This window comes from Pseudomonas sp. MF6755 (genome assembly GCF_016405635.1).
Taxonomy (GTDB): domain Bacteria; phylum Pseudomonadota; class Gammaproteobacteria; order Pseudomonadales; family Pseudomonadaceae; genus Aquipseudomonas; species Aquipseudomonas haemolytica.
Map to the genome: position 1 here is coordinate 1 of NZ_JAEKDA010000033.1, position 23,660 is coordinate 23,660.

22 protein-coding genes are annotated in these 23,660 nt (G+C 61.7%); 9 read left to right on the forward strand and 13 right to left on the reverse strand.

Translation table 11 applies throughout. From position 1 onward, the window contains the following. Nucleotides 1–79, forward strand: a 79-nt coding sequence (locus tag JFT66_RS30345; protein ID WP_198860566.1) for an IS3 family transposase, incomplete at its 5' end; no start/stop codon positions are given. A gap of 114 nt (nucleotides 80–193) precedes the next feature. On the opposite strand, the gene JFT66_RS28860 is transcribed toward JFT66_RS30345, so the two are convergent. The 4 genes from JFT66_RS28860 to JFT66_RS28875 all read right to left on the reverse strand — a co-directional run bounded on the left by JFT66_RS28860 (nucleotide 194) and on the right by JFT66_RS28875 (nucleotide 6,433). After that, the gene (locus JFT66_RS28860) at nucleotides 194–1,876 is read right to left on the reverse strand and encodes a ShlB/FhaC/HecB family hemolysin secretion/activation protein (protein ID WP_153871480.1); all 1,683 of its coding nucleotides are present in this window, start codon (nucleotides 1,874–1,876) and stop codon (nucleotides 194–196) included. 186 nt (nucleotides 1,877–2,062) lie between these two features. Next, nucleotides 2,063–3,928, reverse strand: coding sequence for a collagen-like triple helix repeat-containing protein (locus JFT66_RS28865; protein ID WP_198860576.1), 1,866 nt, complete (start codon nucleotides 3,926–3,928; stop codon nucleotides 2,063–2,065). 301 nt (nucleotides 3,929–4,229) lie between these two features. Next, a complete protein-coding gene (locus JFT66_RS28870) occupies nucleotides 4,230–5,078 on the reverse strand; it encodes a MaoC/PaaZ C-terminal domain-containing protein (RefSeq protein ID WP_198860577.1) in 849 nt (282 codons plus the stop codon). A 2-nt stretch (nucleotides 5,079–5,080) separates the two neighbouring features. After that, entirely contained in the window at nucleotides 5,081–6,433 is a 1,353-nt protein-coding gene (locus JFT66_RS28875; RefSeq protein ID WP_198860578.1) for a 3-oxoacyl-ACP reductase, read from the reverse strand. Nucleotides 6,434–6,547: 114 nt separating this feature from the next. On the opposite strand from JFT66_RS28875, the gene JFT66_RS28880 reads away from it, so the two are divergent. Continuing rightward, a complete protein-coding gene (locus tag JFT66_RS28880) occupies nucleotides 6,548–7,825 on the forward strand; it encodes an acetyl-CoA C-acetyltransferase (RefSeq protein WP_153839992.1) in 1,278 nt (425 codons plus the stop codon). 134 nt (nucleotides 7,826–7,959) lie between these two features. Then, nucleotides 7,960–8,859, forward strand: a complete 900-nt coding sequence (locus JFT66_RS28885; protein ID WP_034119707.1) for a PA4780 family RIO1-like protein kinase — start codon at nucleotides 7,960–7,962, stop codon at nucleotides 8,857–8,859. Between the two features lie 141 nt (nucleotides 8,860–9,000). Here JFT66_RS28885 and cueR read toward each other — a convergent pair whose 3' ends face one another. From cueR to JFT66_RS28900, 3 genes are all read right to left on the reverse strand, one after another. Further along, complete coding sequence (cueR, locus tag JFT66_RS28890; RefSeq protein ID WP_034119709.1) at nucleotides 9,001–9,402, reverse strand: Cu(I)-responsive transcriptional regulator; 402 nt, start codon at nucleotides 9,400–9,402, stop codon at nucleotides 9,001–9,003. Further along, nucleotides 9,399–11,600 (reverse strand): heavy metal translocating P-type ATPase, encoded by a 2,202-nt coding sequence (locus tag JFT66_RS28895; protein ID WP_153839994.1) that lies wholly within the window; start codon nucleotides 11,598–11,600, stop codon nucleotides 9,399–9,401. The genes cueR and JFT66_RS28895 overlap by 4 nt, the downstream gene beginning before the upstream one ends. Before the next feature lie 66 nt (nucleotides 11,601–11,666). After that, nucleotides 11,667–12,047 carry a hypothetical protein gene (locus tag JFT66_RS28900; RefSeq protein ID WP_153839995.1) on the reverse strand — a complete coding sequence of 127 codons (381 nt, stop codon included), beginning with the start codon at nucleotides 12,045–12,047 and terminating at the stop codon, nucleotides 11,667–11,669. A 147-nt stretch (nucleotides 12,048–12,194) separates the two neighbouring features. Here JFT66_RS28900 and JFT66_RS28905 point away from each other — a divergent pair, with 147 nt between their 5' ends. Together JFT66_RS28905 and JFT66_RS28910 are read left to right on the forward strand one after the other, a co-directional pair. Further along, nucleotides 12,195–12,392, forward strand: coding sequence for a heavy-metal-associated domain-containing protein (locus JFT66_RS28905; RefSeq protein ID WP_034119712.1), 198 nt, complete (start codon nucleotides 12,195–12,197; stop codon nucleotides 12,390–12,392). Between the two features lie 87 nt (nucleotides 12,393–12,479). After that, entirely contained in the window at nucleotides 12,480–13,673 is a 1,194-nt protein-coding gene (locus JFT66_RS28910; RefSeq protein ID WP_198860579.1) for a multidrug effflux MFS transporter, read from the forward strand. An 8-nt stretch (nucleotides 13,674–13,681) separates the two neighbouring features. Here JFT66_RS28910 and JFT66_RS28915 read toward each other — a convergent pair whose 3' ends face one another. Continuing rightward, nucleotides 13,682–13,864, reverse strand: a complete 183-nt coding sequence (locus JFT66_RS28915; protein ID WP_034119715.1) for a hypothetical protein — start codon at nucleotides 13,862–13,864, stop codon at nucleotides 13,682–13,684. A gap of 145 nt (nucleotides 13,865–14,009) precedes the next feature. After that, nucleotides 14,010–15,023 carry a zinc-binding alcohol dehydrogenase family protein gene (locus tag JFT66_RS28920; protein WP_034119716.1) on the reverse strand — a complete coding sequence of 338 codons (1,014 nt, stop codon included), beginning with the start codon at nucleotides 15,021–15,023 and terminating at the stop codon, nucleotides 14,010–14,012. A 133-nt stretch (nucleotides 15,024–15,156) separates the two neighbouring features. On the opposite strand from JFT66_RS28920, the gene JFT66_RS28925 reads away from it, so the two are divergent. The 3 genes from JFT66_RS28925 (at nucleotide 15,157) to JFT66_RS28935 (ending at nucleotide 18,379) form a co-directional block, all read left to right on the forward strand. After that, nucleotides 15,157–16,086 carry a LysR family transcriptional regulator gene (locus JFT66_RS28925; RefSeq protein WP_198860580.1) on the forward strand — a complete coding sequence of 310 codons (930 nt, stop codon included), beginning with the start codon at nucleotides 15,157–15,159 and terminating at the stop codon, nucleotides 16,084–16,086. Between the two features lie 134 nt (nucleotides 16,087–16,220). Continuing rightward, complete coding sequence (locus tag JFT66_RS28930) at nucleotides 16,221–16,907, forward strand: ArsR/SmtB family transcription factor (protein WP_034119718.1); 687 nt, start codon at nucleotides 16,221–16,223, stop codon at nucleotides 16,905–16,907. Between the two features lie 101 nt (nucleotides 16,908–17,008). Beyond that, nucleotides 17,009–18,379 (forward strand): MFS transporter, encoded by a 1,371-nt coding sequence (locus JFT66_RS28935; RefSeq protein WP_153871472.1) that lies wholly within the window; start codon nucleotides 17,009–17,011, stop codon nucleotides 18,377–18,379. Between the two features lie 74 nt (nucleotides 18,380–18,453). Here JFT66_RS28935 and JFT66_RS28940 read toward each other — a convergent pair whose 3' ends face one another. Next, on the reverse strand, nucleotides 18,454–19,407 hold the full coding sequence (locus JFT66_RS28940) for an adenosine deaminase (protein ID WP_153839997.1): 954 nt from the start codon (nucleotides 19,405–19,407) through the stop codon (nucleotides 18,454–18,456). 194 nt (nucleotides 19,408–19,601) lie between these two features. On the opposite strand from JFT66_RS28940, the gene JFT66_RS28945 reads away from it, so the two are divergent. After that, nucleotides 19,602–20,693: a calcium:proton antiporter gene (locus JFT66_RS28945; protein WP_198860581.1), complete on the forward strand. Its 1,092-nt coding sequence runs from the start codon at nucleotides 19,602–19,604 to the stop codon at nucleotides 20,691–20,693. Between the two features lie 136 nt (nucleotides 20,694–20,829). On the opposite strand, the gene JFT66_RS28950 is transcribed toward JFT66_RS28945, so the two are convergent. The 3 genes from JFT66_RS28950 to JFT66_RS28960 all read right to left on the reverse strand — a co-directional run bounded on the left by JFT66_RS28950 (nucleotide 20,830) and on the right by JFT66_RS28960 (nucleotide 23,658). Then, the gene (locus JFT66_RS28950; protein ID WP_153839998.1) at nucleotides 20,830–22,188 is read right to left on the reverse strand and encodes an 8-oxoguanine deaminase; all 1,359 of its coding nucleotides are present in this window, start codon (nucleotides 22,186–22,188) and stop codon (nucleotides 20,830–20,832) included. A 146-nt stretch (nucleotides 22,189–22,334) separates the two neighbouring features. Further along, on the reverse strand, nucleotides 22,335–23,021 hold the full coding sequence (locus JFT66_RS28955) for an SDR family oxidoreductase (RefSeq protein WP_034119723.1): 687 nt from the start codon (nucleotides 23,019–23,021) through the stop codon (nucleotides 22,335–22,337). Between the two features lie 55 nt (nucleotides 23,022–23,076). After that, nucleotides 23,077–23,658: an IMPACT family protein gene (locus JFT66_RS28960; RefSeq protein ID WP_034119724.1), complete on the reverse strand. Its 582-nt coding sequence runs from the start codon at nucleotides 23,656–23,658 to the stop codon at nucleotides 23,077–23,079. Between the last annotated feature and the right edge of the window lie 2 nt (nucleotides 23,659–23,660).

Genomic DNA, 23,660 nt, shown 5'->3' on the forward strand with positions numbered 1-23,660 from the left:
CTACAACCAAGACCGCATAAGCCTCAGACTGAATGGCTTGAGTCCGATACAATTTCGGACCCAGGCACTAAATCAATAGCGTCTCCTGTCCAACTTTTGGGGGGCAGTTCATGTAAGAGCGGAACCCTAAGTGGCCGTTACCGCAGCAACGGATATGTACTCAATCAAAAAAACCAAAAATGCATCCATCTCGTCAAAGCTGATAACTGAAACTCAACGTATACCGCGGCCGCCGGTTGTAGCTGTCCAGGGCGATGTCCGACATCGGCTTGGCCGCTTCCAGGGCAATGTTGTAGTACTTGTTGTCGCCAAAGCGCAGGCCCACGGCCGCCGATGACATGTCGTTAGCCTTGACCGGCAGTTCGTTGAACCACGTCTTGGCACGGTCGAGTACCACGTAAGGCTGCAGGACCTTCACCCACTCACCGGCGCGGTTGAAGCTGTAGTTGACCTCATAGGCCACGCCCCAGCCCTTGTCGCCCGAGCCTTGGTCATCAGGGTAGCCACGACCGAAATTTTGCCCGCCGAAGGTAGCACGCTCGCTGTCTGGCAGGGTGTCATTACTCCAGTAGAACGCGCCTGAGAGCACGCCTTGCCAGTTATCGAAGAACTTGTTGCTTTGCACGCCGGACAGGCGCAGGCGGAAGAAGTCGAGGTCGGGTTTCGCCACGTCCAGATCACTGCGGGCTTTAGCGCCCAACCCGTCGATACCTTGGTACAGGCCGCCGCTGAGAATGCGCAATTGCCGGGCGTCAGCCTTGCGCCAATCACCCTCGAACGCCAGGGCGCGCAGGTTGGATTCGATGTCGAAGCGCAACGGGTAGCCCACCAGTTTGTAGCGCGTGGTCTGGTCGACGGCGTAGAGGCGCGTGCCGAGGGTCAACGACTCGGTGGGCGATGCGATCAGCGGATGGCTCAGGCCAATGGAGTAGCGATCGACGGACTGGTGCGGTTTGAGTTCGAAGCCGCCGTCGAGTTGCACATTGGCGTTGGGGTCGGCGCGGTAACGTTCGGCGGCCAGTGTGAGCTGGCTGCCCTCGGCATTGATGAACTGGTTGTAGTCCACGCGGTAGTAATGCTCTTTATCCTCACCCGGCGGGAACAGGCCGCTGACGGTGAGCTGTTCGCCCAGGAAGGTTTGGGAATTGCTGGTGGCGCTGAGCAACGCCTGGGTGCCGCCACGGTTTTTTTCCACCAGGCTCATGCTCGTGGTGAAGGGCTTGCGGCTGGCCTGGATCTGCATGTGCGTGGCGCCATCGGTGGTGCCCGGCGGTGGCACTTGCGCCTGTACCGTCAGGCCGGGGATGCGGCTCATCAGGGTGGTGTAGCGCTCGAAGGTCTTGCGCGTCAGGGGGCGCTCAGCGAGGAGTTTATTCGCCAGTTTGTCGACGTAGGCCGACACCGAACCGATGTCGCCAGTTTGTTGATAGTCCTTGATGTAACCCTCCACCAGGACCACGCGGACCAGGCCGTTTTCGAAGTTCTGTTGCGGCAGGAATGCGTATGACAGCAGGTAGCCGTCCTGCTGGTAACGGCGGGTGATGCTGCGGGTGGCTTCGATCAGTTGCGCGAGGTTGGTCTCACGACCAATCAAAGGCTCGTAGGCCTTGGCCGTCTCGGTGAGCGGGTAGATCGTCCCACCCTCGATCTGCAGCTTGCGGATGGTGACCTTGGTGTCCATCAGCAGGGGCTGGCCGGCCGTCGGCGGCGCTTCAGGTACCTGGGTTTGCGGCGTGGCCGGTCGATAGGCGTCGGCAGGCAGGTTGGGGACCGGCAAGGTGCGAATAGTGTCGTTGCTGTTCAAAAAGCTGGGAAGGGGCTCGGCCTGTACATAGGCACCGAGGGTAAGCAATAACAACGGCGTCAACACGCGCATAGGACACTCCATGGTCAACTGCAGCAGCGTTTCGGGCCCGCCGGGTTCTGGGACACGGTTCGGGAGGGCGGCGGCTCATCACACAAGGCGTCGCCCATAAAAAAGACGAGAGACTTATTTAGGGTCTCTCGTCTCAACCAAGCGTAGGCGCTGTAGGTGAGGCCGTCTAATCGGCCAGGTGCAATTCTATTTTTTGCCAGTCAGGCCGTTCAACAGACCGCCCAGTCCACCGGTTGTAGTGCCTCCTGTAGTGGCGCCTCCTGCTGTGCTTGCACTGCCACTGGCCGTGGCGCTGGCGCCGATGTTCAGGCCGCCGAGCAGGCCACCGCTGGTGCCACCGGTGCCACCGGTAACCAAGCCACCCACCGAGCCTACAGTGTTGCCGACCGCTGTTACGGTAGTGCCGAGGGTGTTAGTGACCGGGTTGGCATTGGCTGTGGTCAGGTTGGTGCCCAAGCTGCTGACCGCGCCGCCGACTTGCGTCACCAGGCCGTTCACCGGAGCGCCAACGCCGGTGGTAGTACCAATGTTTTGCGTCAGAGCGGTGACGCCGGAGGTCACGGGGTTCAGGGCTGCGCCGACATTGGTTGCCACCGCTGCGACCGGTGCCGTGGCGCCAGTGTTAGCCACACCGGTGCCACCCAGGACAGTACCTACGGAAGCGATGGTATTGCCCAGTGCGCCGCCGGTTACACCCGCTGCACTGACGGTGCCGTTGGTATTGCCTACATTCAGGCCGGTGCCTACGTTAGACACCAGGCCACCCACCAGCTCCGGTATGCCGGGAGCCGAGGCGCCGCCTGCTGGAGCGACATAACCGCCCGACTTATCGAGTGTGCCGCCGACGCCAGTCAGCACGGTACCCACAATGCCAGTGACCGGGTTGCCTGTGCCGCCAGTACTGGCGACTTGAGTGCCCAGGCCGGTGACGGTCGAGCCGACTTTATCCAGCAGGCCATTGACTGGGTTACCCAGGCCGGTGGCCTTGCCGAGGTTGCCCGTGGTGTTTTCCACCAGCGACACGACCGGCACCACGACTTTGCCGCCAACGGTGTTGGTCAACGAGCCCAGCGGGCCCGTAGTGCTGGCAGTGCTGAGGGTATCGCCGAGCATCGTCACCGTGGTGCCGACTTTATCGACTACGCCACCCACCGCGCCGCCGACACCGCCGGTCAAGCCGCCGACTACGGGGACACCGCCGAGGGTGGTTGACAGCGATTTGCCTGTGGTCGACAGGCCGTCGCCCAGGTCGGCCACGCCGTTGCCGACACCGGCGACAGTTTTGCCCAGGGAATTGCTGTTGGTACCCAGAGAGCCCAGGCCTGAAGTTACACCGCTGCCGATGCTGTTAACGGCGGTGCCTGCCGAGGTCACTAGGCCGCCAGCGGTTACGCCGACGATGGGCACACCATTCAAGGTCGAGCCGAGATTACCGACGGCTGTGCCTACATTGCCCACGGTAGTGCCGAGGGTGCCGGCGATCTGGCCAGTGACCAGCGGGGTAGTTGTCGAACCCGTACCGCCGCCAGTGCCACCGCCTGTGCCGCCGCCGGTTCCACCGCCAGTACCGCCGCCAGTGCCGCCGCCAGTGCCGCCACCTGTACCACCGCCAGTACCACCGCCAGTGCCGCCGCCAGTGCCGCCGCCAGTGCCGCCACCGGTTCCGCCGCCCGTGCCACCGTCGCCGCCGCCAGTGCCACCACCGGTTCCGCCGCCCGTGCCGCCGTCGCCGCCGCCAGTGCCACCACCGGTTCCGCCGCCCGTGCCGCCGTCGCCGCCGCCAGTGCCACCACCGGTTCCGCCGCCCGTGCCGCCGTCGCCGCCACCGGTTCCGCCGCCCGTGCCGCCGTCGCCGCCGCCAGTGCCGCCACCGGTACCACCGCCCGTACCGCCGTCGCCGCCGCCAGTGCCGCCACCTGCGCCGGCGTCCGGAGAGGATGCTGCAACATCACTATGATGCCCGCCGCCACCGCTGCTGCAGCCACCGAGGCTCATCGCCATGATCAGGGCCAGCGCGGTACTTGCTTTCCAAAACACTACTTGAGTTTTCATGATTGAGTTCCTTGCACCTGGTACAACCTTGGTTGTTTCAAACCTTCGCTATTTCTAGGGATAGCGATAGGTTTGTCCGTGTGGTTATCACAGACCCGGGCACTCTTTCGCGCAACGCTCAACTTGGTATTAACGATTTATATACACAAGTTCTTAGTCGGCTTAGTGACTAATGCGAAGGGTGTAGTGGTAGGCGGCTAATTAATTGTTAGAGGTTCTAAATCAATGAGTTGAATAAATAGGCGGACCTTGTGAGGTCCGCTATAACTTAAGGTGTATATATACAATTAATCAGGCCATTTCAGGCGATCGGGTGCCACTTGCCAAGCATATGTTGAATGTCCCCCTTGCCTTTGAGCTCCAGCTCACCACTGGAGCCAGCGGCGCTGCTCATCAATATGGCTTCACTGGGCAGGCGAACGGGCTTCTTGAACTCCACCTCGATTTCAATATTGGCCACCGGCAGATGTTCTCCCAACGCCGCGAGCGTACGCGCTTTGTTCCACAGCCCATGGGCAATGGCCTGGGGGAAGCCGAACAACTTGGCCGTCGGTGCACTGAGGTGGATAGGGTTGTAATCGCCGGACACGCGGGCATAGCGGCGGCCGATATCGGCAGGTGCTTTCCAACGTGTCAGCTCGATGGTCGGGCCTGGCACCTGCAAGGTGTTATCCACTGCCTCGCCATCAAGCTTCACGCCCCGACACAGCATTTGGCTGTCGGCTTCCCACAGCAACCCAAGGGCATCCTCGACGACGGTCACAATCTCAAAGGTTGCGCCCTTGGCGTGAGGCCTGAGGTCGTGTGCGTAGACGCCGACGCTCAGATCGCCCACGCCACCCAACGGCCGATGAACGCGGATGCGATTGCTCAGGTGAATCAGCCCCAGCAGCGGAAACGGAAATGCCTTGTCAGTCAGCAGTTGCATCTGCAGGCCGAACGCCAGGATGTGCGGATACGTTGCCGGCAGCATCGGGCTGTCGGCAAACCCACAGACCTTGCGGTACGCCGCGATGGCCCTGGGATTGACGCTGACCCGGCAGCGCAAACCGTGTTCGGGCAATGTGCTGCCGGTAATCTTGCGCTTGAGCGCCGCCCGCCAATACAGCGGCAGTAGAGACGGTGTGCTGTCCAAGGTTTGCCATTGCATGCTCACGCTCCCAGAAGACTTTGCCCACACACCCGCAGCGCTTGGCCGCTGACCGCACCGGAACCCGGCTGACCTAGCCAGGCCACGGCTTCGGCCACGTCCTGGGGCAAGCCACCCTGGCCCAGGGAGCTCATGCGGCGCCCGGCTTCACGCAGGGCGAATGGAATATGCGCGGTCATCTGGGTTTCGATAAAGCCCGGCGCCACGGCATTGATACTGATCCCACGCGCCTTCAACAGGGGCGCCCAGGCCTGGGCCAGGCCGATCAACCCGGCCTTGCTCGCGGCATAGTTGGTTTGCCCGCGGTTACCGGCGATGCCACTGATGGAAGCCAGCAGCACCACCCGCGCGTTGTCATGCAAGCTGCCGCTGTCGAGCAGGGCATTGGTCAGTACCTGCGGCGCATTGAGGTTGACCGCCAGCACCGCGTCCCAGTATTCCGGGGTCATGTTGGCCAGGGTTTTGTCACGGGTAATGCCGGCGTTGTGCACCAGGATGTCGAGCCCGTCGGGCAAGTGCTCGACGAGTTGGCTGGCGGCGTCTTCGGCGCAGATATCCAGCACCACCGTGCGCGCATTCAGGCGCGCGGCCAGGGCCTCCAGATCGGCCTTGGCCTGGGGCACATCGAGCAGGATCACCTCGGCACCGTCGCGCGCCAGGGTTTCGGCGATGGATGCACCAATGCCACGGGCGGCGCCGGTGACCAGGGCCTTGCGCCCAGCCAGAGGGCGCGTCCAGTCCTCGACGGGAGTGTCACAGGCTGTCAGGCGAATCACCTGGCCCGAGATGTAAGCGCTTTTCGGCGACAGGAAAAACCGCAGCGCGCCTTCCAATTGGTCCTCGGCGCCGTCGCCCACATACAGCAACTGCAACACACCGCCGCTGCGCAGTTCCTTGGCCAGGGAGCGGCTGAAACCTTCGAGGGCACGCTGGGCACTGGCGGCAAAGGGATCGCTGAGGCTTTCCGGCGCACGGCCGAGGATCACCAGGTGTGCACTGTGGTCGAGGTTTTTCAGCAGCGGCTGGAAGAACTCACGCAGTTGCTTGAGCTGATCGGTGTGCTGCAAGTCGCTGGCGTCGAACACTACCGCCTTGAGCTTGGGGCCGTGGCCGGGAATCCATGCAGGCGCCGTCGAGGCTTCGGTGCCGTAGCTGTAGACAGCGTCGGTCAGTCGATTGGCAAATGCCAGCACCTTGGTCGTCAGCGTGCCGCCGCCGAGCAGCAGTGCGCCGTCGACCGGGCGCAGGCGTCCGGCTTGCCAGCGTTCCAGGCGCACCGGTGACGGCAGGCCAATGGCGGCGACCAGGCGATGGCCGAGGCTTGAGTTGGCGAAGTCGATATAACGGTCAGACATGGAACGCTCTCCGAAGGCTGGGGTTCAAAGGGTTGACCACCCTGGGGTGGCAGTCGTTCGATTGAGCCTAGGCTAGGCTTGATGATTCCACCCACCTCCACAAGGGAGCTTTCCATGACTCAATTGCGCCGTGTAGCGATCATTGGCGGTAACCGCATTCCTTTCGCCCGTTCCAATGGCCCTTATGCCACGGCGAGTAACCAGGCGATGTTGACCGCCGCACTGGAGGGCTTGATCGAGCGCTACAACCTGCACGGCCTGCGCATCGGCGAGGTGGCCGCCGGCGCGGTGCTCAAGCATTCGCGTGATTTCAATCTGACCCGCGAATGCGTGCTCGGCTCGCGCCTGTCACCGCAAACGCCTGCGTACGACATCCAGCAAGCCTGCGGCACCGGGCTGGAGGCGGCGTTGCTGGTGGCTAACAAAATCGCCCTGGGCCAGATCGAATGCGGGATTGCTGGCGGGGTGGATACCACCTCGGATGCGCCGATTGGGGTAAATGAAGGGCTGCGCAAGATCTTGCTGCAAGCCAATCGCAGTAAAACCATGGCGGATAAATTAAAAGTCTTGTTACAACTTCGTCCCCAGCACCTCAAGCCGGAACTGCCGCGCAATGGCGAGCCGCGCACAGGCTTGTCCATGGGCCAGCACTGCGAGTTGATGGCGCAGACCTGGCAGATTCCCCGCGCCGAGCAGGATCAGTTGGCTCTGGAAAGCCATCAGAAGATGGCTGCGTCCTACGCCGAAGGCTGGCACAACGATTTGCTCACGCCATTTCTCGGCCTCACTCGCGACAATAATCTGCGTCCCGACCTGACCCTGGAAAAACTCGCCAGCCTCAAGCCGGCCTTCGAGCGCAGCGAAAAGGGCACGCTCACCGCCGGCAACTCCACGCCGCTCACCGATGGTGCCTCTCTGGTGCTGCTGGGCAGTGAAGCCTGGGCCAAGGAACGTGGCCTGCCGATCCTGGCGTACCTGCGTGATGGCGAGGCGGCGGCGGTGGACTTCGTCAACGGCGCCGAGGGCCTGTTGATGGCGCCGGTGTATGCGGTGCCGCGCTTGCTGGCCCGCAACGGCCTGACCTTGCAGGACTTTGATTACTACGAGATCCACGAAGCCTTCGCTGCCCAGGTGTTGTGCACGCTCAAGGCTTGGGAAGATGCGGACTATTGCAAGACCCGCCTGGGCCTGGACGCTGCGCTGGGGTCTATCGATCGCAGCCGGCTCAACGTCAAGGGTAGCTCCCTGGCGGCGGGCCATCCATTTGCTGCCACCGGTGGGCGCATCGTCGCAAACCTCGCCAAATTGTTGGATGCGGCGGGCAAGGGGCGTGGGCTGATTTCGATCTGTGCCGCGGGCGGGCAAGGGGTGACGGCGATTATCGAGCGCTGATTGCCGAAAAAATTGGCCCATTGCATGCATTCTTGAGTGGTCAGAGGTCGGTAGCCTCTCCCACCGGCGAGCCGATTGCCGTATAACGAGTGCCACACGCGTGTTTGGTAATACAGGACCCACAATAAAAGCTGATGAAGACTCCTAAACGCATTGAACCCCTGATCGAAGACGGTCTGGTCGACGAAGTGCTGCGCCCACTCATGAGTGGTAAAGAAGCAGCTGTTTATGTGGTGCGCTGCGGCAACGAATTGCGTTGCGCCAAGGTTTACAAGGAGGCGAACAAACGAAGTTTTCGTCAGGCGGCCGAATACCAGGAAGGCCGCAAGGTCCGTAACAGCCGCCAGGCCCGGGCCATGGCCAAGGGCTCCAAGTTCGGCAAGAAAGAAACCGAAGACGCTTGGCAGAATGCTGAAGTCGCGGCGTTGTTCCGTCTGGCCGGTGCGGGCGTTCGCGTGCCCAAGCCGTACGACTTCCTCGAAGGCGTGCTGTTGATGGAGTTGGTGGCCGACGAGTATGGCGACGCGGCGCCGCGTTTGAACGACGTGACATTGGAACCGGACCAGGCGCGTGAATACCACGCCTTCCTGATCTCACAGATCGTACTGATGCTGTGCACCGGCCTGGTGCACGGAGACCTGTCCGAGTTCAACGTACTGCTCACACCAACGGGCCCGGTGATCATCGACCTGCCCCAGGCGGTGGATGCGGCGGGCAACAACCACGCGTTCAGCATGCTGGAGCGGGACGTGGGCAACATGGCTTCCTACTTCGGGCGCTTTGCCCCGGAATTGAAGAAGACCAAGTACGCCAAAGAAATGTGGGCCTTGTACGAAGCCGGCACCTTGCACCCGGCCAGTGTGTTGACCGGTGAGTTCGACGAACCGGAAGAACTCGCGGACGTGGGCGGTGTGATCCGCGAAATCGAAGCGGCGCGGCTGGATGAAGAGCGTCGCCAGGCGATTCGCGCGGCCGATGATGCGCCACCGAGCAAAGTACCGGACGAGCCACCGCCGCCGCCTTGGATGCAGTGATCTCAGGATAGATGAGGTTCAAAATGTGGGAGGGGGCTTGCTCCCGATGGCGGTGTGTCAGCGACAGATGTGTTTACTGACACTCCCTCATCGGGAGCAAGCCCCCTCCCACATTTGAATTGTGTGTATCCAGCCAGAGCATCAGGCGCAGCAGTTCCCCGCCGCCAACTCCTTGAGAATCGGGCAATCGGGCCGATGATCGCCCTGGCAGTGCTCCATCAGGTCCTGCAACGTATCGCGCAGTTGCCCCAACTCGCGAATCTTATGATTCAGTTCGTCGATGTGCTGGCGCGCCAAGGCTTTTACGTCGGCGCTGGCCCGCTGCCGGTCCTCCCACAGGGTCAGCAGCTTGCCGACCTCCTCCAGTGAAAACCCCAGGTCCCGTGAGCGTTTTATAAACGTCAGGGTGTGCAGGTCGTCGTGACCATACAGGCGATAGCCGCTGTCGGTGCGATGGGCCGTTTTCAGCAGGCCGATGGATTCGTAGTAGCGAATCATCTTTGCGCTCAGCCCGCTGGTGCGGGCCGCTTGGCCGATGTTCATGGGCGTTGATCCTCCAAGTCCTTTGGTTTCCAGGTTTTCAACAATAGTGCATTGCTCACCACGCTGACGCTGGACAAGGCCATCGCGGCGCCGGCCAGCACCGGGTTGAGCAGGCCGAAGGCGGCCAGGGGAATGCCGATCAAGTTATACACAAAGGCCCAGAACAAGTTCTGGCGAATTTTTGCGTAGGTCTTGCGGCTGATCTCCAGGGCGGCCGGCACCAGGCGCGGGTCGCCACGCATCAGGGTGATACCGGCGGCATGCATGGCCACGTCGGTGCCGCCGCCCATGGCGATGCCGATATCGGCGGCCGCCAGGGCCGGGGCGTCGTTGATGCCGTCGCCGACCATGGCGACCACGCCGGTTTTTTTCAGCTCGGCAACGGCAGCAGCTTTGTAGGCGGGCAGTACTTCGGCATGCACATCGTCGATACCCAATGCCTCTGCGACGACCCGGGCACTGCCGTGGTTGTCGCCAGTAATCAGGTGGCTGCTGATGTGCTGCGCCTTGAGTTGCTGCACGGCCTCCAGCGCACCGGGCTTGAGGGTGTCGCCAAAGGCAAACAGGCCGAGCACGCGAGGCTGCGCGCCTTGCTCGATCAGCCATGACAACGTGCGGCCCTCGGCTTCCCAATCCTTGGCGCGCTGGCTCAGTTCACCCATGCTCAAGCCGGTTTCTTCCAGCAAGCGTCGATTGCCCAGCGCCAATGGCCGGCCATCCAGCGTACCGGCAATGCCACGCCCGGTCAGTGATTGGCTGGCGCTTACATCAGCCACGTCCAAGCCTTTCTCCAGGCAAGCATCCAGCACGGCCTTGGCCAGTGGGTGTTCACTGCCGCGTTGCAAGGCGCCGGCCTGTTGCAACAAGAGCGCTTCGTTCCCATCCACCGCCGCCAAGTGCGCAATTTTCGGCGCGCCGGAGGTGAGGGTGCCGGTCTTGTCGAATACCACAGCGCTCACGGCATGGGCGCGCTCCAGGGCTTCGGCATCCTTGATCAGAATGCCGTGGCGTGCGGCGACGCCGGTGCCGGCCATGATTGCGGTTGGTGTGGCCAGGCCCAGGGCGCAAGGGCAAGCGATCACCAGCACCGCCACCGCATTGATGATCGCTGTTTCCAGCGACGCGCCATACAACCACCAGCCCACAACGGTGATCAGCGCCAATACCAACACGGCAGGCACGAATACCTGGCTGACTTTATCCACCAGTTTCTGGATCGGCGCCTTGGCGGCCTGGGCGTCTTCGACCAGGCGGATGATGCGGGCCAGCACGCTCTCTGCACCCAGGGCCAGGGTACGCACCAGCAAGCGGCCCTCACCGTTGATGGCGCCACCGGTGACGGCATCACCCGGTTGTTTGGGCACCGGTAGGCTTTCGCCGCTGATCAGTGCTTCATCGGCATGGCTTTGACCTTCCACCACTTCACCGTCCACCGGGAAGCGTTCGCCGGGTTTGACCAGCACCAGGTCACCGTGCTTCAACGCACTGATCGCGACGTCTTCTTCGCGGCCGTCCTGCACGCGGATCGCCCGTTCCGGACGCAAGGCTTCAAGGGCGCGGATGGCGCTGGCGGTCTGGCGTTTGGCACGGCTTTCCAGGTATTTGCCCAGCAGCACCAGGGCGATGACTACCGCTGAGGCTTCGAAGTACAGGTGCGGTGTCACGCCTGGGGAGGCGGTGAGCCATTCATAGAGGCTCAGGCCGTAGCCGGCGCTAGTGCCGATCGCCACCAGCAGGTCCATATTGCCGGCGCCGGCGCGCACGGCTTTCCACGCGGCGACATAGAAGCGCGCACCCAGGATGAATTGCACCGGCGTGGCCAGGGCGAACTGTATCCAGGCGGGGAGCATCCAGTGCAGGCCGAAGGGTTCCACCAGCATCGGCAGCACCAGCGGCAACGCCAAAACAATCCCCGCCACCAGCGCCCAGCGCTCGCGGCGCAAGCGTCGGGCCTGGTCGGCTTCGGTGGCGATTTCGCTCTGGGGCAGGGTGGCGGTGTAGCCGGCTTTGTCGACCGCTGCGATCAACACGCTGGCGTCCATCTGGCCGAGTACTTCGATATGGGCGCGTTCGTTGGCCAGGTTGACGCTGACACGCTGCACCCCCGGCACCTTGCCCAGCGCGCGCTCGACGCGGCCGGCGCAGCTGGCGCAGGTCATGCCGCCGATGGGCAGGTCAAACGTGGTGGATCCATTCATGGGGCAGTCCTCCAGGAGAAGTTGCCCCTAGGATCAACCTTAACCTGTGGGGAAGGTCAAGCGTCTTCAGTATTCCAATGCCGCAGGCTTGAGGTACATACCATCCGGGCCCTGGGCGATACGCAATTTGCGTACATCGCCGGCCTTCAAGGTGATGTTCTGCGCCGGTGGCGCCAGCAAACCAGGCAGGCAGCCTTGGGACTGACCCGGCAACAGCTTGAGCCGCAGCGACACATTGCCCGCCGGTAGATTGAACGAGGTGGCCTGTTCCTGGAACAGGCGCCCGGCCAATTGGTCCTGGATATACAGGCCGATCTCGCAGTTGGTTGGCACTTCCAGGCGTTCGCGGGAAATGATCAGCACCGCATAATCTTCAGCGGCGAGGGCCTGGGGCGCAGCAGCAGATAAGCTCATCAGGCCGGCAAGGGCAAAAAACGACCAGCGCATGGCGAATGCTCCGTGGTTCACAGCGAGGAAAGTTGAAGCTTGGCCGACGCAGCCATCGAATACCAGCCCGACCGATTTTTTTGAAACTTGACCTTACCATCGTGGCAAGCTCGAGACTGGGTACAACCTCATCAAAGGAGTCATGTCATGCAAATATTCAGTGTTGAAGGAATGACCTGCGGCCATTGCGTTCGTGCGGTGACCCAGGCGGTACAGGACGAGGATTCGGCGGCGAGTGTCGAAGTCGACTTGGCCGCTAAAGAAGTACGCGTAGCAAGCAGTCTGCCGTCGGAGAAGGTTATCCAACTGATCACCGAGGAAGGCTACATCGCCAAGTTGGCGTAAGTTTTCCGATAGTTAGCGACCTAACGTAATGTTCACGGCACCCAAGCGCGGCTAGACTGTCGAGCTGCCGACTCACTTGGGTGTCTGATGAACCTTCGCATAATCCTGATTCTGGGCGCCTTGAGCGCCTTCGCGCCGTTGGCGATCGATTTTTACCTGCCAGGCTTTCCGGCCATGGCCACGGCCTTTGCCACCGATGAAAAACATATCCAGTTGACCCTGGCGGTGTATTTCGCTGGTCTGGCCATTGGCCAATTGATCTACGGCCCGTTGGCCGACCGCTTTGGCCGGCGTGTGCCGCTGCTCAGCGGCGTCACCCTGTTTACCCTCGCGTCCTTCGCCTGCGCCTATGCGCCGTCCCTGGAATGGTTGATCGGTGCGCGCTTCGTGCAGGCCCTCGGCGGTTGCGCGGGCATGGTGATTTCCCGGGCGGTAGTCAGTGACAAATGCGATGCGGTGGGCTCGGCCAAGGTGTATTCGCAACTGATGCTGGTGACCGGCCTGGCGCCGATTCTCGCGCCATTGGCGGGTGGGTTGATGGTCGGAGTGTGGGGCTGGCAATCGATCTTCCTGGCGTTGTCGTTGTTCAGCGTGTTGGCGGCCATTGCCGTGGCGGTTGGATTGCCGGAAACCTTTCCGGCCCACCAGCCACGCCAGCCATTGTCTGGCTCGTTACGTCGCTATGGTTCGCTATTGTCGGACCGGGTGTACCTCGGTTATGCATTGACCGGCGGCATCTCGATTGCCGGGATGTTTGCCTACATCGCCGGTTCTCCTTTCGTATTCATCAAACTCTATGGCGTGCCTGCCGAGCATTACGGCTGGCTGTTCGGCTCCAACGCCGCCGGCTTTATCCTGGTGGCACAGCTGAATGCGCGATTGCTCGCCAAACGCGGCCCGGCGTTTTTGCTGTCGCGTACCGTGTGGGTGTATGTGGCGGCAGCGTTGGGCCTGCTGGGGATCGCAGCGCTGCGCACCGAGGCCCTGTGGCCGTTGCTGGTGCCGCTGTTTATCTGTATCGCCAGCCTGGGCTGCATTTTGCCCAATACCTCGGCGTGTGCCATGAGCGGGCAGGGTGCGCGGGCCGGCAGTGCGTCAGCGTTGCTCGGGTGCATCCAGTTCGGCGTGGCGGCAGGTGCGGCGTCGATGGTTGGCGTGTTGCACGACGGCACAGCGATGCCAATGGCCATGGTCATCAGCTTGTGCGGTGTGCTGGCAGTGACGATTGCGATGTCGACCCAGCGCCTGCAACGGGCAAGGGCCGCGCAGGCGCAGGTCTGAAATACGGGTCAGCCAGCGGCGCAGCGTTGCTGGCTGAGGGGAAAGCGGTGGGGGGCCTGGATCCGGGCTTGCAGGGTATCGGCGAAGGCGCGGGCCTCGGCTTCACTGCGGAAGGTGATGGCTTCGCCGTCGAGGCGAACTTGCCATTGGTTGCCTGGGGATTTTGCTAACGCTTTTATCAGGATCTTCATTGCTGACTTCCTCACGTAAAAGAATCGTGGCAAAGGCGGCCAATATAAACCCCAATCCCCTCACAAATATGACAAGGATCAACTCTCGGACTAATGGTGTCGTCCATTACTCACAGGAATAACAGACGACGCTGACAGACGTTTTTCAGAATCCTTCCAGCACGATCTTGCCCTTGGCCTTGCCGCTTTCCAGCAGCGCGTGGGCACGGCGCAGGTTTTGCGCATTGATCACACCAAAGTGCTCGCCCACCGTGGTTTTCAGGGTGCCGGCGTCGATCAGCTCGGCCACGCGGTTGAGCAGGTTGTGTTGCTCGATCATGTCCGGCGTCTCGAACATCGACCGGGTGTACATGAACTCCCAGTGCAGCGACAGGCTCTTGCGCTTGAGCTTGCTCACATCCAGCGCCTTGGGGTCGTCGATCAGCGCCAGCTTGCCTTGGGGTTGCAGGGCTTCCACCAGTTGATCCAGGTGATGCTCGGTCTGGGTCAGGCTGGCGACGTGGGTCACGTGCGGCTGGCCGGCCTGTTTCAGCGCTTCGCTCAACGGCTGGCTGTGGTCGATCACCAAGTGTGCGCCCAGGGCCTTGGCCCAATCCTGGGTTTCGGGGCGCGACGCGGTGCCGATGACTTTCAGCGCGGTAAGTTGGTTGGCCAGTTGAGTCAGGATCGACCCCACGCCACCGGCGGCGCCGACGATCAGCAGGCTCTGGCCTTGATCTTCCTTGCCTTCTTGCACCTGCAAACGCTCGAACAACAACTCCCACGCGGTAATGGCGGTCAACGGCAGTGCGGCGGCTTCGGCGAACCCCAGGCTCTTGGGCATATGGCCGACGATGCGCTCATCCACTGTGTGCAGTTCGCTGTTACCGCCTGGGCGTACCAGGGAGCCGGCGTAGAACACCTTGTCACCGGCCTTGAACAGCGTCACTTCGCTGCCGACTGCCTTGACCACCCCGGCTACGTCCCAGCCCAGCACCTTGGCAGCGCCATTTTCCGGGGCGACGTTCTGGCGCACTTTGGTGTCCACCGGGTTGACCGAGATGGCTTTGACTTCCACCAACAGGTCACGCGGGCCGGCCACGGGCGCCGGCAGTTCGATGTCTTGCAGGGATTCTGGATCGTTGATCGGCAGTGAGGCGTAGTAGGCGATGGCTTTCATGATGGCTCCGATAAATGGGCGGTGTGATACGGGTGATAACGGGATGGGCAGATGATTGGCTATTTCCTACGCAGATAAAAGCGGCTAAAACAGCAGTCTGTTTCAATCAGATTTTGATAATGGGCGGGATTACATGCTGCGTTTTGATGATTTGCAGTTGTTTGTGCGGGCCGCAGACCTGGGCAGTCTGTCGGCGGCTGCGCGGGTCATGGACCTGTCGCCCGCAGTGGCCAGCGCCGCGCTCAAGCGTATCGAACAGCAACTGGGCACGCGCTTGCTGGCGCGTTCCACCCGCAGCCTGCGCCTGACCGCCGAAGGCGAGGGGTTCCTGGAATATGCGCGTGCGTCATTGAGTGCGCTGGACGAAGGGCGGCGCCTCTTGGCCAGCGGCCAGGACCATGTCAGTGGCGTGCTGCAATTGTCGGCACCGTCGGATTTCGGTCGCAATCAGTTGGTGCCGTGGTTGGATGAGTTCCAGCAGCAACACCCGCAATTGAACGTGCGCCTGTTACTGGGCGATCGCATTGCCGACCTGTTCCGCCAGCCAGTGGACATCGCCTTGCGCTATGGCGAGCCCGAAGACTCCAGCCTGATTGCGCTGCCCATCGCCCCGGACAATATTCGTGTGCTGTGTGCCGCGCCCAGTTACCTCGCCCGGCATGGCGAGCCGCGCTATCTGGAACAACTGGCCCAGCACAATTGCCTGCTGTACATGCTTGGCAGCCGCGTGCATGACCACTGGGGTTTTTACGACGGCAAGCGTCACGTCAGCCTGACGGTCAGCGGTGACCGCTTCAGTGATGATGCCGATGTTGTGCGCCGCTGGGCGGTGGCAGGGATGGGCATTGCCTACAAGTCCTGGCTGGATGTAAGCACCGACGTGCTGGCCGGGCGCTTGCGTCTGATTCTGCCGGAGCTGCAGGGCGAGCGCACGCCACTCAACCTGCTATGTGCCCACCGCGCGCAATTGAGCAAACCCATCAATTTGCTGCGGGACATGCTCGTGTCCCGTTGTGCGACATTGACCGCGCAACGACCGGGGCGAATGGCCAAAGGGCAATAGCCTGCGCCACGGTCGGAAGTTTCCCTCATATCCTGTCCTGATCTGCGCTGTCAGACGCCGCGGAACCGGCGGCCTGCGCACCTATACTTCGGCGTCAACCGCAGCAGAACAATGGTTTAACAGGGAGTGAATACATGGAAGCAGCACCTTGCATCAGTCAGATCGCCAGCTTGCTCGCCGAGCCCAAACGCACGGCCATGCTCTGGGCCTTGATGGACGGTTCGGCGAAATCTTCAGATGAGCTGGCGACGCTGGCCGGTTTGTCGCCGGCGTCGGCCAATGCGCATTTGGCGCGGCTGACCGGCAGCGGCCTGCTGCGGATCGAGGCCCGCCGGGGCAAGCGGCTGTTTCGCGTGGCAGCTGCGGATGTCAGTGCCGCGATTGATGCGCTGGCCAGCACCACCATGGCCAGTGCGGCGCGTAGCACACCGGATGCTTCGCCACCGGCGTTGCTGGCACCGCCGCTGCTGCGTCGCGCCCGCTGGTGCCACGGCCACCTCGGCGGCGAGGTGGCGGCAGGGCTGTATCAACGGATGCTCGCGGCCGGATGGATCGAGCGCCATGAGCAGCGTACCGAGGTTACGGTCAAGGGCACGCAGCGTTTGGCGGACCTGGGCATTTTTACCCAAGCACTGGCATCGCCGTTGGTCTGCGACTGTTTCGACTGGAGCCAGCAGCAACCACACTTGGGCGGTGCGTTGGGGGCAGGGTTGATGCAGCTGTTTCTGCAGGCGAACTGGATCAGTGTGATCAATGAGTCACGGGCGTTATTGGTCAACGATGCAGGGGTTGAGGAAATCAACCGGCTGGCGGCACGATAAGAACGCGTCGTTCAGAGTTGCAGTCAGGTCGCATCCAGCAATAGCCAGGGCAAACGATGCCGCACACTCGCCAGGGGGATTTTTCACACTGGGGGTGCGGCATGGGTAGGCAGGGCTATAGCGCGGCAGAACGGCTGGAACGGTTGCCCATCAGCGGTTACCACCGAGTCGTTTTCATCATCATCGCCTTGGCGTTTTTCTTCGACTCCATGGACCTGGCGATGATGACCTTCCTGTTAGGTTCGATCAAAACCGAGTTTGGCTTGAGTACGGCCCAGGCCGGGCTGCTGGCCAGTTCGAGTTTTTTCGGCATGGTGGTCGGCGCTTCGCTCTCCGGGATGCTCGCTGATCGCTTCGGGCGCAAGCCGGTGTTCCAGTGGAGCATCGTGTTGTGGGGCGTCGCCAGCTACCTGTGTTCCACGGCGCAGACGGTGGAGACGCTGACGTTGTTTCGTATCCTGCTGGGCATTGGCATGGGCATGGAATTTCCCATTGCTCAGTCGATGCTGTCGGAGCTGATTCCCGCCAAACGGCGCGGGCGCTATATCGCGTTGATGGATGGTTTTTGGCCGTTGGGCTTTGTGGCCGCGGGCGTGCTGTCTTACTTCCTGTTGCCGGTGATTGGCTGGCGCGACATCTTCCTGGTGTTGGCGGTGCCGGCGGTGTTTGTGTTGGCCATCCGGTTCTTTATCCCGGAGTCGCCGCGTTGGCTGGAACAGGCCGGAAAGCATGACGCGGCGGACAAGGTTTTGCTGGGTATTGAACAGAAGGTGCGCGATTCACTGGGCCGCGCTGATTTGCCTGAGCCGATTGCCCTGCCACGCGTCGATACGGTGCCGGGGACTTTCTTCTCCGCGTTTCAGCAGCTTTGGTCGGCGCAGTACCGCCAGCGCACGATGATGATCTGGAGTGTGTGGTTCTTTGCTTTGCTCGGGTTCTACGGACTGACGTCCTGGCTGAGTGCGTTGTTGCAGCAATCGGGTTTTGCCGTGACCCAGTCGGTGTATTACACGGTGATCATTTCCCTTGGCGGGATTCCGGGCTTCCTGATGGCGGCGTGGCTGGTCGAACGCTGGGGGCGTAAGCCGGTGTGCGTCGTGACGTTGTTGGGCGGTGGGGTAATGGCATTTTTGTATGGGCAGAGCGCGGTGTTTGGCGGCAACGTAGGCCTGCTGATTACTTCCGGGCTGTTGATGCAGTTCTTTCTGTTTGGCATGTGGGCGGTGCTGTACACCTACACGCCGGAGTTGTATCCCACCTCGGCGCGGGCGACGGGCTCCGGGTTTGCGTCGGCGATAGGCCGGGTCGGCTCGTTGCTGGGGCCATTGGTGACCGGGCTGGTGTTCCCGATAACCGGGCAGGGCGGGGTATTTGCCTTGGGCGCGCTGTGTTTTGCGGTGGCGGCGCTGGTGGTCTGGGTGTTTGGGATGGAAACCAAGGGCAAGACCCTGGAAGAGCTCACCGAAATCTAAAGGTCAATACAAAACCAATGTGGGGCGAGCAAGCCCGCCCCACATTTAGACTGCATTCAGTCAGTGATTGCCGGTTATGGTTTTACGAGCCGCGCATCCAGGCTGTTCTGCGCCAGGCGTTTGGCCTGGTCCTGGGTCATGCCCAGGGAGGTGTACAGCGCGTGGAAGTTCTCGGTGACATAGCCGCCGAAGTACGCCGGGTCATCCGAGTTCACAGTCACCTTCACGCCACGCTCGAGCATGTCGAGGATGTTGTGCTGGGCCATGTCGTCGAACACGCAGAGCTTGGTGTTGGACAGCGGGCACACGGTCAACGGGATCTGCTCGTCGATGATGCGCTGCATCAAACGCTCGTCTTCGATGGCGCGCACGCCATGGTCGATGCGCTGGATTTTCAGCAGGTCGAGGGCTTCCCAGATGTACTCGGGTGGGCCTTCTTCACCGGCGTGAGCCACGGTCAGGAAGCCCTCGTGACGGGCACGGTCGAACACGCGCTGGAACTTGCTCGGCGGGTGGCCCATTTCCGAGCTGTCCAGGCCCACGGCCACGAACGCGTCACGGAATGGCAAGGCCTGGTCTAGGGTTTTCTCGGCTTCGGCTTCGCTCAGGTGGCGCAGGAAGCTCAGGATCAGGCCGCTGGTGATGCCCAGTTGCTGCTCGCCATCTTTAAGCGCAGCGGCGATGCCGTTGAGCACCACTTCGAACGGCACGCCACGGTCGGTGTGGGTTTGCGGGTCGAAGAACGGTTCGGTGTGGATCACGTTCTGTGCTTTGCAGCGCAGCAGGTAGGCCCAGGTCAGGTCGTAGAAATCCTGGGACGTGCGCAGTACATCGGCGCCTTTGTAATACAGGTCGAGAAACTCTTGCAGGTTGTTGAAGGCGTAGGCCTTGCGCAGGGTTTCGACGTCGTTCCACGGCAGCGCAATCTTGTTGCGCTCGGCCAGGGCGAACAGCAACTCAGGCTCCAGCGAACCCTCCAGATGCAGGTGCAATTCAGCCTTGGGCAGGGCGTTGAGCCAATCGTACATTTTCTAAATTCTCATCAGGTGCAATGGCGGCATTCTACAGGCCATGGCCGAAATAATCGGCAAAACCTGACCAGCAGGAGAGTATTTGTGTCACTCACGCAAGGGTGACGTGAACTAAGGTGTAACGAAACGTTAGCGGCTTGGCGCAGTCTGTACCCCATCAATGACTGATTCGCTGTACGAAAAGGCCCCGAATGCTCACATCCCTCAAGCAAGAAAAATTCATGCTGCTGGCGCTGATCGCCGCGATTGCCGCCTACCCCTTGGAGCACTGGATGCTTCACAGCGGGCAACTGGTGGCGCTGCTGGCCGGCGTTGCGCTGATCGCGTTTATCGTAATGGCCTCGATGCGCGTGGCGCATCACGCCGAGCAGTTGGCAGAAAAAGTCGGTGACCCCTATGGCACCATGATCCTGACCCTCGCCGCGGTGTTGGTGGAAGTGGTGATCCTGGCGATCATGATGAGTAACGAGCCATCGCCCACACTGGTGCGCGACACCATTTACTCGGCGGTGATGCTCGATATCAACGGCATCCTCGGCCTGGCCGCGTTGATGGGCGGCATCAAGCATGGCGAGCAGTCCTACAACGATGACTCGGCACGCACCTACAGCGTGATGATCCTCACCGCCATGGGCGTGTCGATGGTGGTGCCGGAATTTATCCCCGAAGCGGATTGGAAAATTTACTCGGCCTTCACCATTGGCGCGATGGTGGTGCTGTACACCCTGTTCCTGCGCATGCAGGTTGGGCCGCACAGTTATTTCTTCAGCTACAGCTACCCGGAAAAACGCCGCAAGAAAACCCCGGAATACGAGCAGGCGCCGCCGGTCAACCTGGCGTTTTCCATCGGCACCTTGGTGTTTGGGGTGATCGTGATTGGTGCACTGGCCGAGGTGATGTCCAAGACCCTCGACCTGGGCCTGGAAGGCACGGGCGCTCCGCCGGTGATCACGGCGATTGTGGTGGCGGCTATCTCCGCTGCGCCGGAAATCCTGACGGCACTGCGCGCCGCGTTGGCCAACCGCATGCAGTCGGTGGTGAACATCGCGTTGGGTGCCTCGTTGTCGACGGTGATTCTGACGGTGCCGGTGATGGAAGCCATGGCGCTCTATACCGGCCAGCCGTTCCAGATGGCGATGACGCCGGTGCAAACCGTGATGGTGTTTATCACGCTGATTGTCAGCGCAATCAACCTCAACGATGGTGAGACCAATGCCATCGAAGGGATGACCCATTTTGTGCTGTTTGCGACCTTTATCATGTTGTCGCTGTTGGGGTTATAACCAGATTTTAAGAACGCCATAGAGCCAAATGTGGGAGGGGGCTTGCTCCCGATGGCAGTGGTTCAGTCATATATAGGTTGGCTGACCCACCGCTATCGGGAGCAAGCCCCCTCCCACACTTTGATCCTCGTTTGGCTCAGGTTCCGGCGATTAACTGCCGCGCCGCCTGGGTGTGATCGGCGATCAAACCTTTCAGGTCCAGGCCTTCGACCTGCCCGTCGATGACTCGCCACTGGCCGCCAATCATCACCCGGTCCGCTCGATCCGCACCGCACAAGAGCAGCGCTGAAATCGGATCGTGGCTGCCGGAGAAGCGCAGCTCATCAAGCTTGAACAACGCCAAGTCAGCCTGTTTGCCCACGGCCAATTCACCGATATCCGTGCGGCCCAGCAACTGCGCCGACCCCTTGGTCGCCCAGCCGAGCACGCCTTCGGGGGTGATCTTTTCTGCGCCATACCGCAGGCGTTGGATATACAGGGCCTGGCGCGCTTCAAGGATCATGTTCGACGCGTCGTTGGAAGCGGAACCGTCCACGCCCAGGCCAATGGGGGCACCGGCGGCGAGCAGGTCCAGGGTCGGGCAGATACCGGAGGCCAGACGCATATTCGAGCTTGGGCAGTGGCAGATGCCAGTACCGGCAGCGCCCAGGCGCGCGATTTCATCCGGGTTGAAGTGAATGCCATGGGCCAGCCAGGTGCGTGGGCCGAGCCAGCCGACGCTGTCGAGGTAGTCCACGGTACGCAGGCCGAAACGTTGCAGGCAGAAGTCCTCCTCGTCGAGGGTTTCCGCCAGGTGGGTGTGCAGGCGCACATCCAGGCTGTTGGCCAGCTCGGCGCTGGCTTGCATGATTTCGGGCGTGACCGAGAACGGTGAGCACGGCGCCAGGGCTATCTGGATTTGCGCACCGTCGCCCCGCTGGTGGTACTCGCGGATCAGGCGCTGGCTGTCTTCGAGGATCACCTGGCCTTGTTGCACGGTCTGCTGCGGCGGCAAGCCGCCATCGGCTTCGCCCAGGCTCATGGAGCCGCGGGTGAGCATGGCGCGCATGCCCAGTTCGCGCACGCTTTCTACCTGCACATCAATGGCGTTTTCCAAGCCATCGGGGAACAGGTAGTGGTGATCGGCCGCCGTGGTGCAGCCCGAGAGCAGCAGTTCCGCCAGGGCGACCTTGCTGGCCAGGGCGAGTTTTTCCGGGGTGAGCCGTGCCCAAACCGGGTACAGGGTTTTCAGCCAGGGGAACAGCGGCTGGTTGACCACCGGCCCCCAGGCGCGGGTCAGGGTCTGGTAGAAATGGTGGTGGGTGTTGATCAGCCCGGGCAGGACCACATGCTCGCGGGCATCGAACACCTGCGCACAGGGCTGTGCCGGCTCTTGGCCCTGGGCCAGCACTTCGGTGATCACACCGTCTTGCAGCACCAGGCCACCACGGGCATCGAGGCCATTGGCAGTGAAGATCGCGAGGGGGTTTTTTAACCAGATACGGGTCGCAGGCATTGGCCGGCTCCTCTGAATGATGGGTTCAGGTTTGCCAGCTCAGTGTTGCCCTGTCTGCTGATCCAGGGTCGCCGGGGAGGGCGAGGTGGGCAGTTTACGCGTGGATCGTTATCGACGGCAATCAGTCGATAACGACCCTTTGCTGCTTACCAGGCGATGGTGTCGCCCTTGTAGTCCACGAAGTGATGGCCGCCTTTGCCAGTGTATGCATTCACCTGATCCACCAGGCCGCGCACGCTGGTGTCGACGTCGATATGCGCGTTTTCGCCGCCCATGTCGGTCTTCACCCAGCCCGGATGCAGCGACAGAACCGTCAGCTTATGATCGCCCAGTTGGGTGATAAAACTGTTGGTCATCGAATTGAGTGCAGCCTTGCTGGCCTTGTACAGCGCCAGGTCCGAGCCGTCGGGAATGGTCACGCTGCCCAGTACCGAGCTCATGAAAGCGAGCACTCCTGTGTCTTTACGGATCTGCCCGACAAAGCGCTGGGCCAGGTTGATCGGCGCCACGGCGTTGGTGAAAAACAGCTGGCCGACTTCCGCCAGGGTGGCATGGCCTGGCTCCTGGTTCGCCGGGCCCTTGACACCGGCGTTGACGAACAGCAGGTCGAAGGTGCGGTCTTTCAGGCGTTGGGCCAGGGCGATTACGGCTTGCTGATCGTCCATGTCCAACTTCTCGATCTGTACCGGCCCTACGGCTTTCAGGGCATCGGCCTTGTTCGGATCACGCACGGTGGCGGTCACGTCCCAGCCGTCCTGGAGCAGTTGCTTGACCAGGCCAAGGCCCAGCCCGCGTGAGGCGCCGATGATCAGTGCGGTTTTTGGCGTAGACATGAAGGCTTCCTTTGAAATCGCGGTTCAGGGAGTTCAGCGCATAACAGTAGCAGTTTCAGCGTTGTAGCAGGATGCGCCCACGGCTCAGGTCGGCGAGCTGGGTTTGCAGGGTATCGATGTGCGCTTCTCCCAGTGCAAGCTGCAGTTCCACGCCGTTGGCGGTGAAGGTTTCGTCCATCACCAGGCCGCCGAGTTCAGCGACACGCAGCTTTACCAGGTTCAGCTCGGAGAACCCACAGGCGCAGCTCAGGGGCACACGGCTGATCAGTTCGATGCGCTCGGCATTTTGCAGGCATTTATTGGCGCCGCCGCCATAGGCGCGGGCCAGTCCACCGGTACCCAGTTGGATCCCGCCGTACCAGCGGATCACCAGCACCGCGACCTGATCAAAACCCTGCGCCTCGATGGCCGCGAGGATCGGGCGCCCGGCGGTGCCACCGGGTTCTCCGTCGTCGTTGCTGCGGTATTGATCGCCGAGCTTCCAGGCCCAGCAGTTATGCGTGGCATTCAGGTCGCTGTGCTGCTCGAAAAACGCCTGGGCGTCCTGCGGGCTGGTGATGGGCGCCGCTAAGGTGATGAAGCGGCTTTTGCGTATTTCTTCACGAAATTCGCAAAGGCCTGTAAGCGTAAAAGACATAA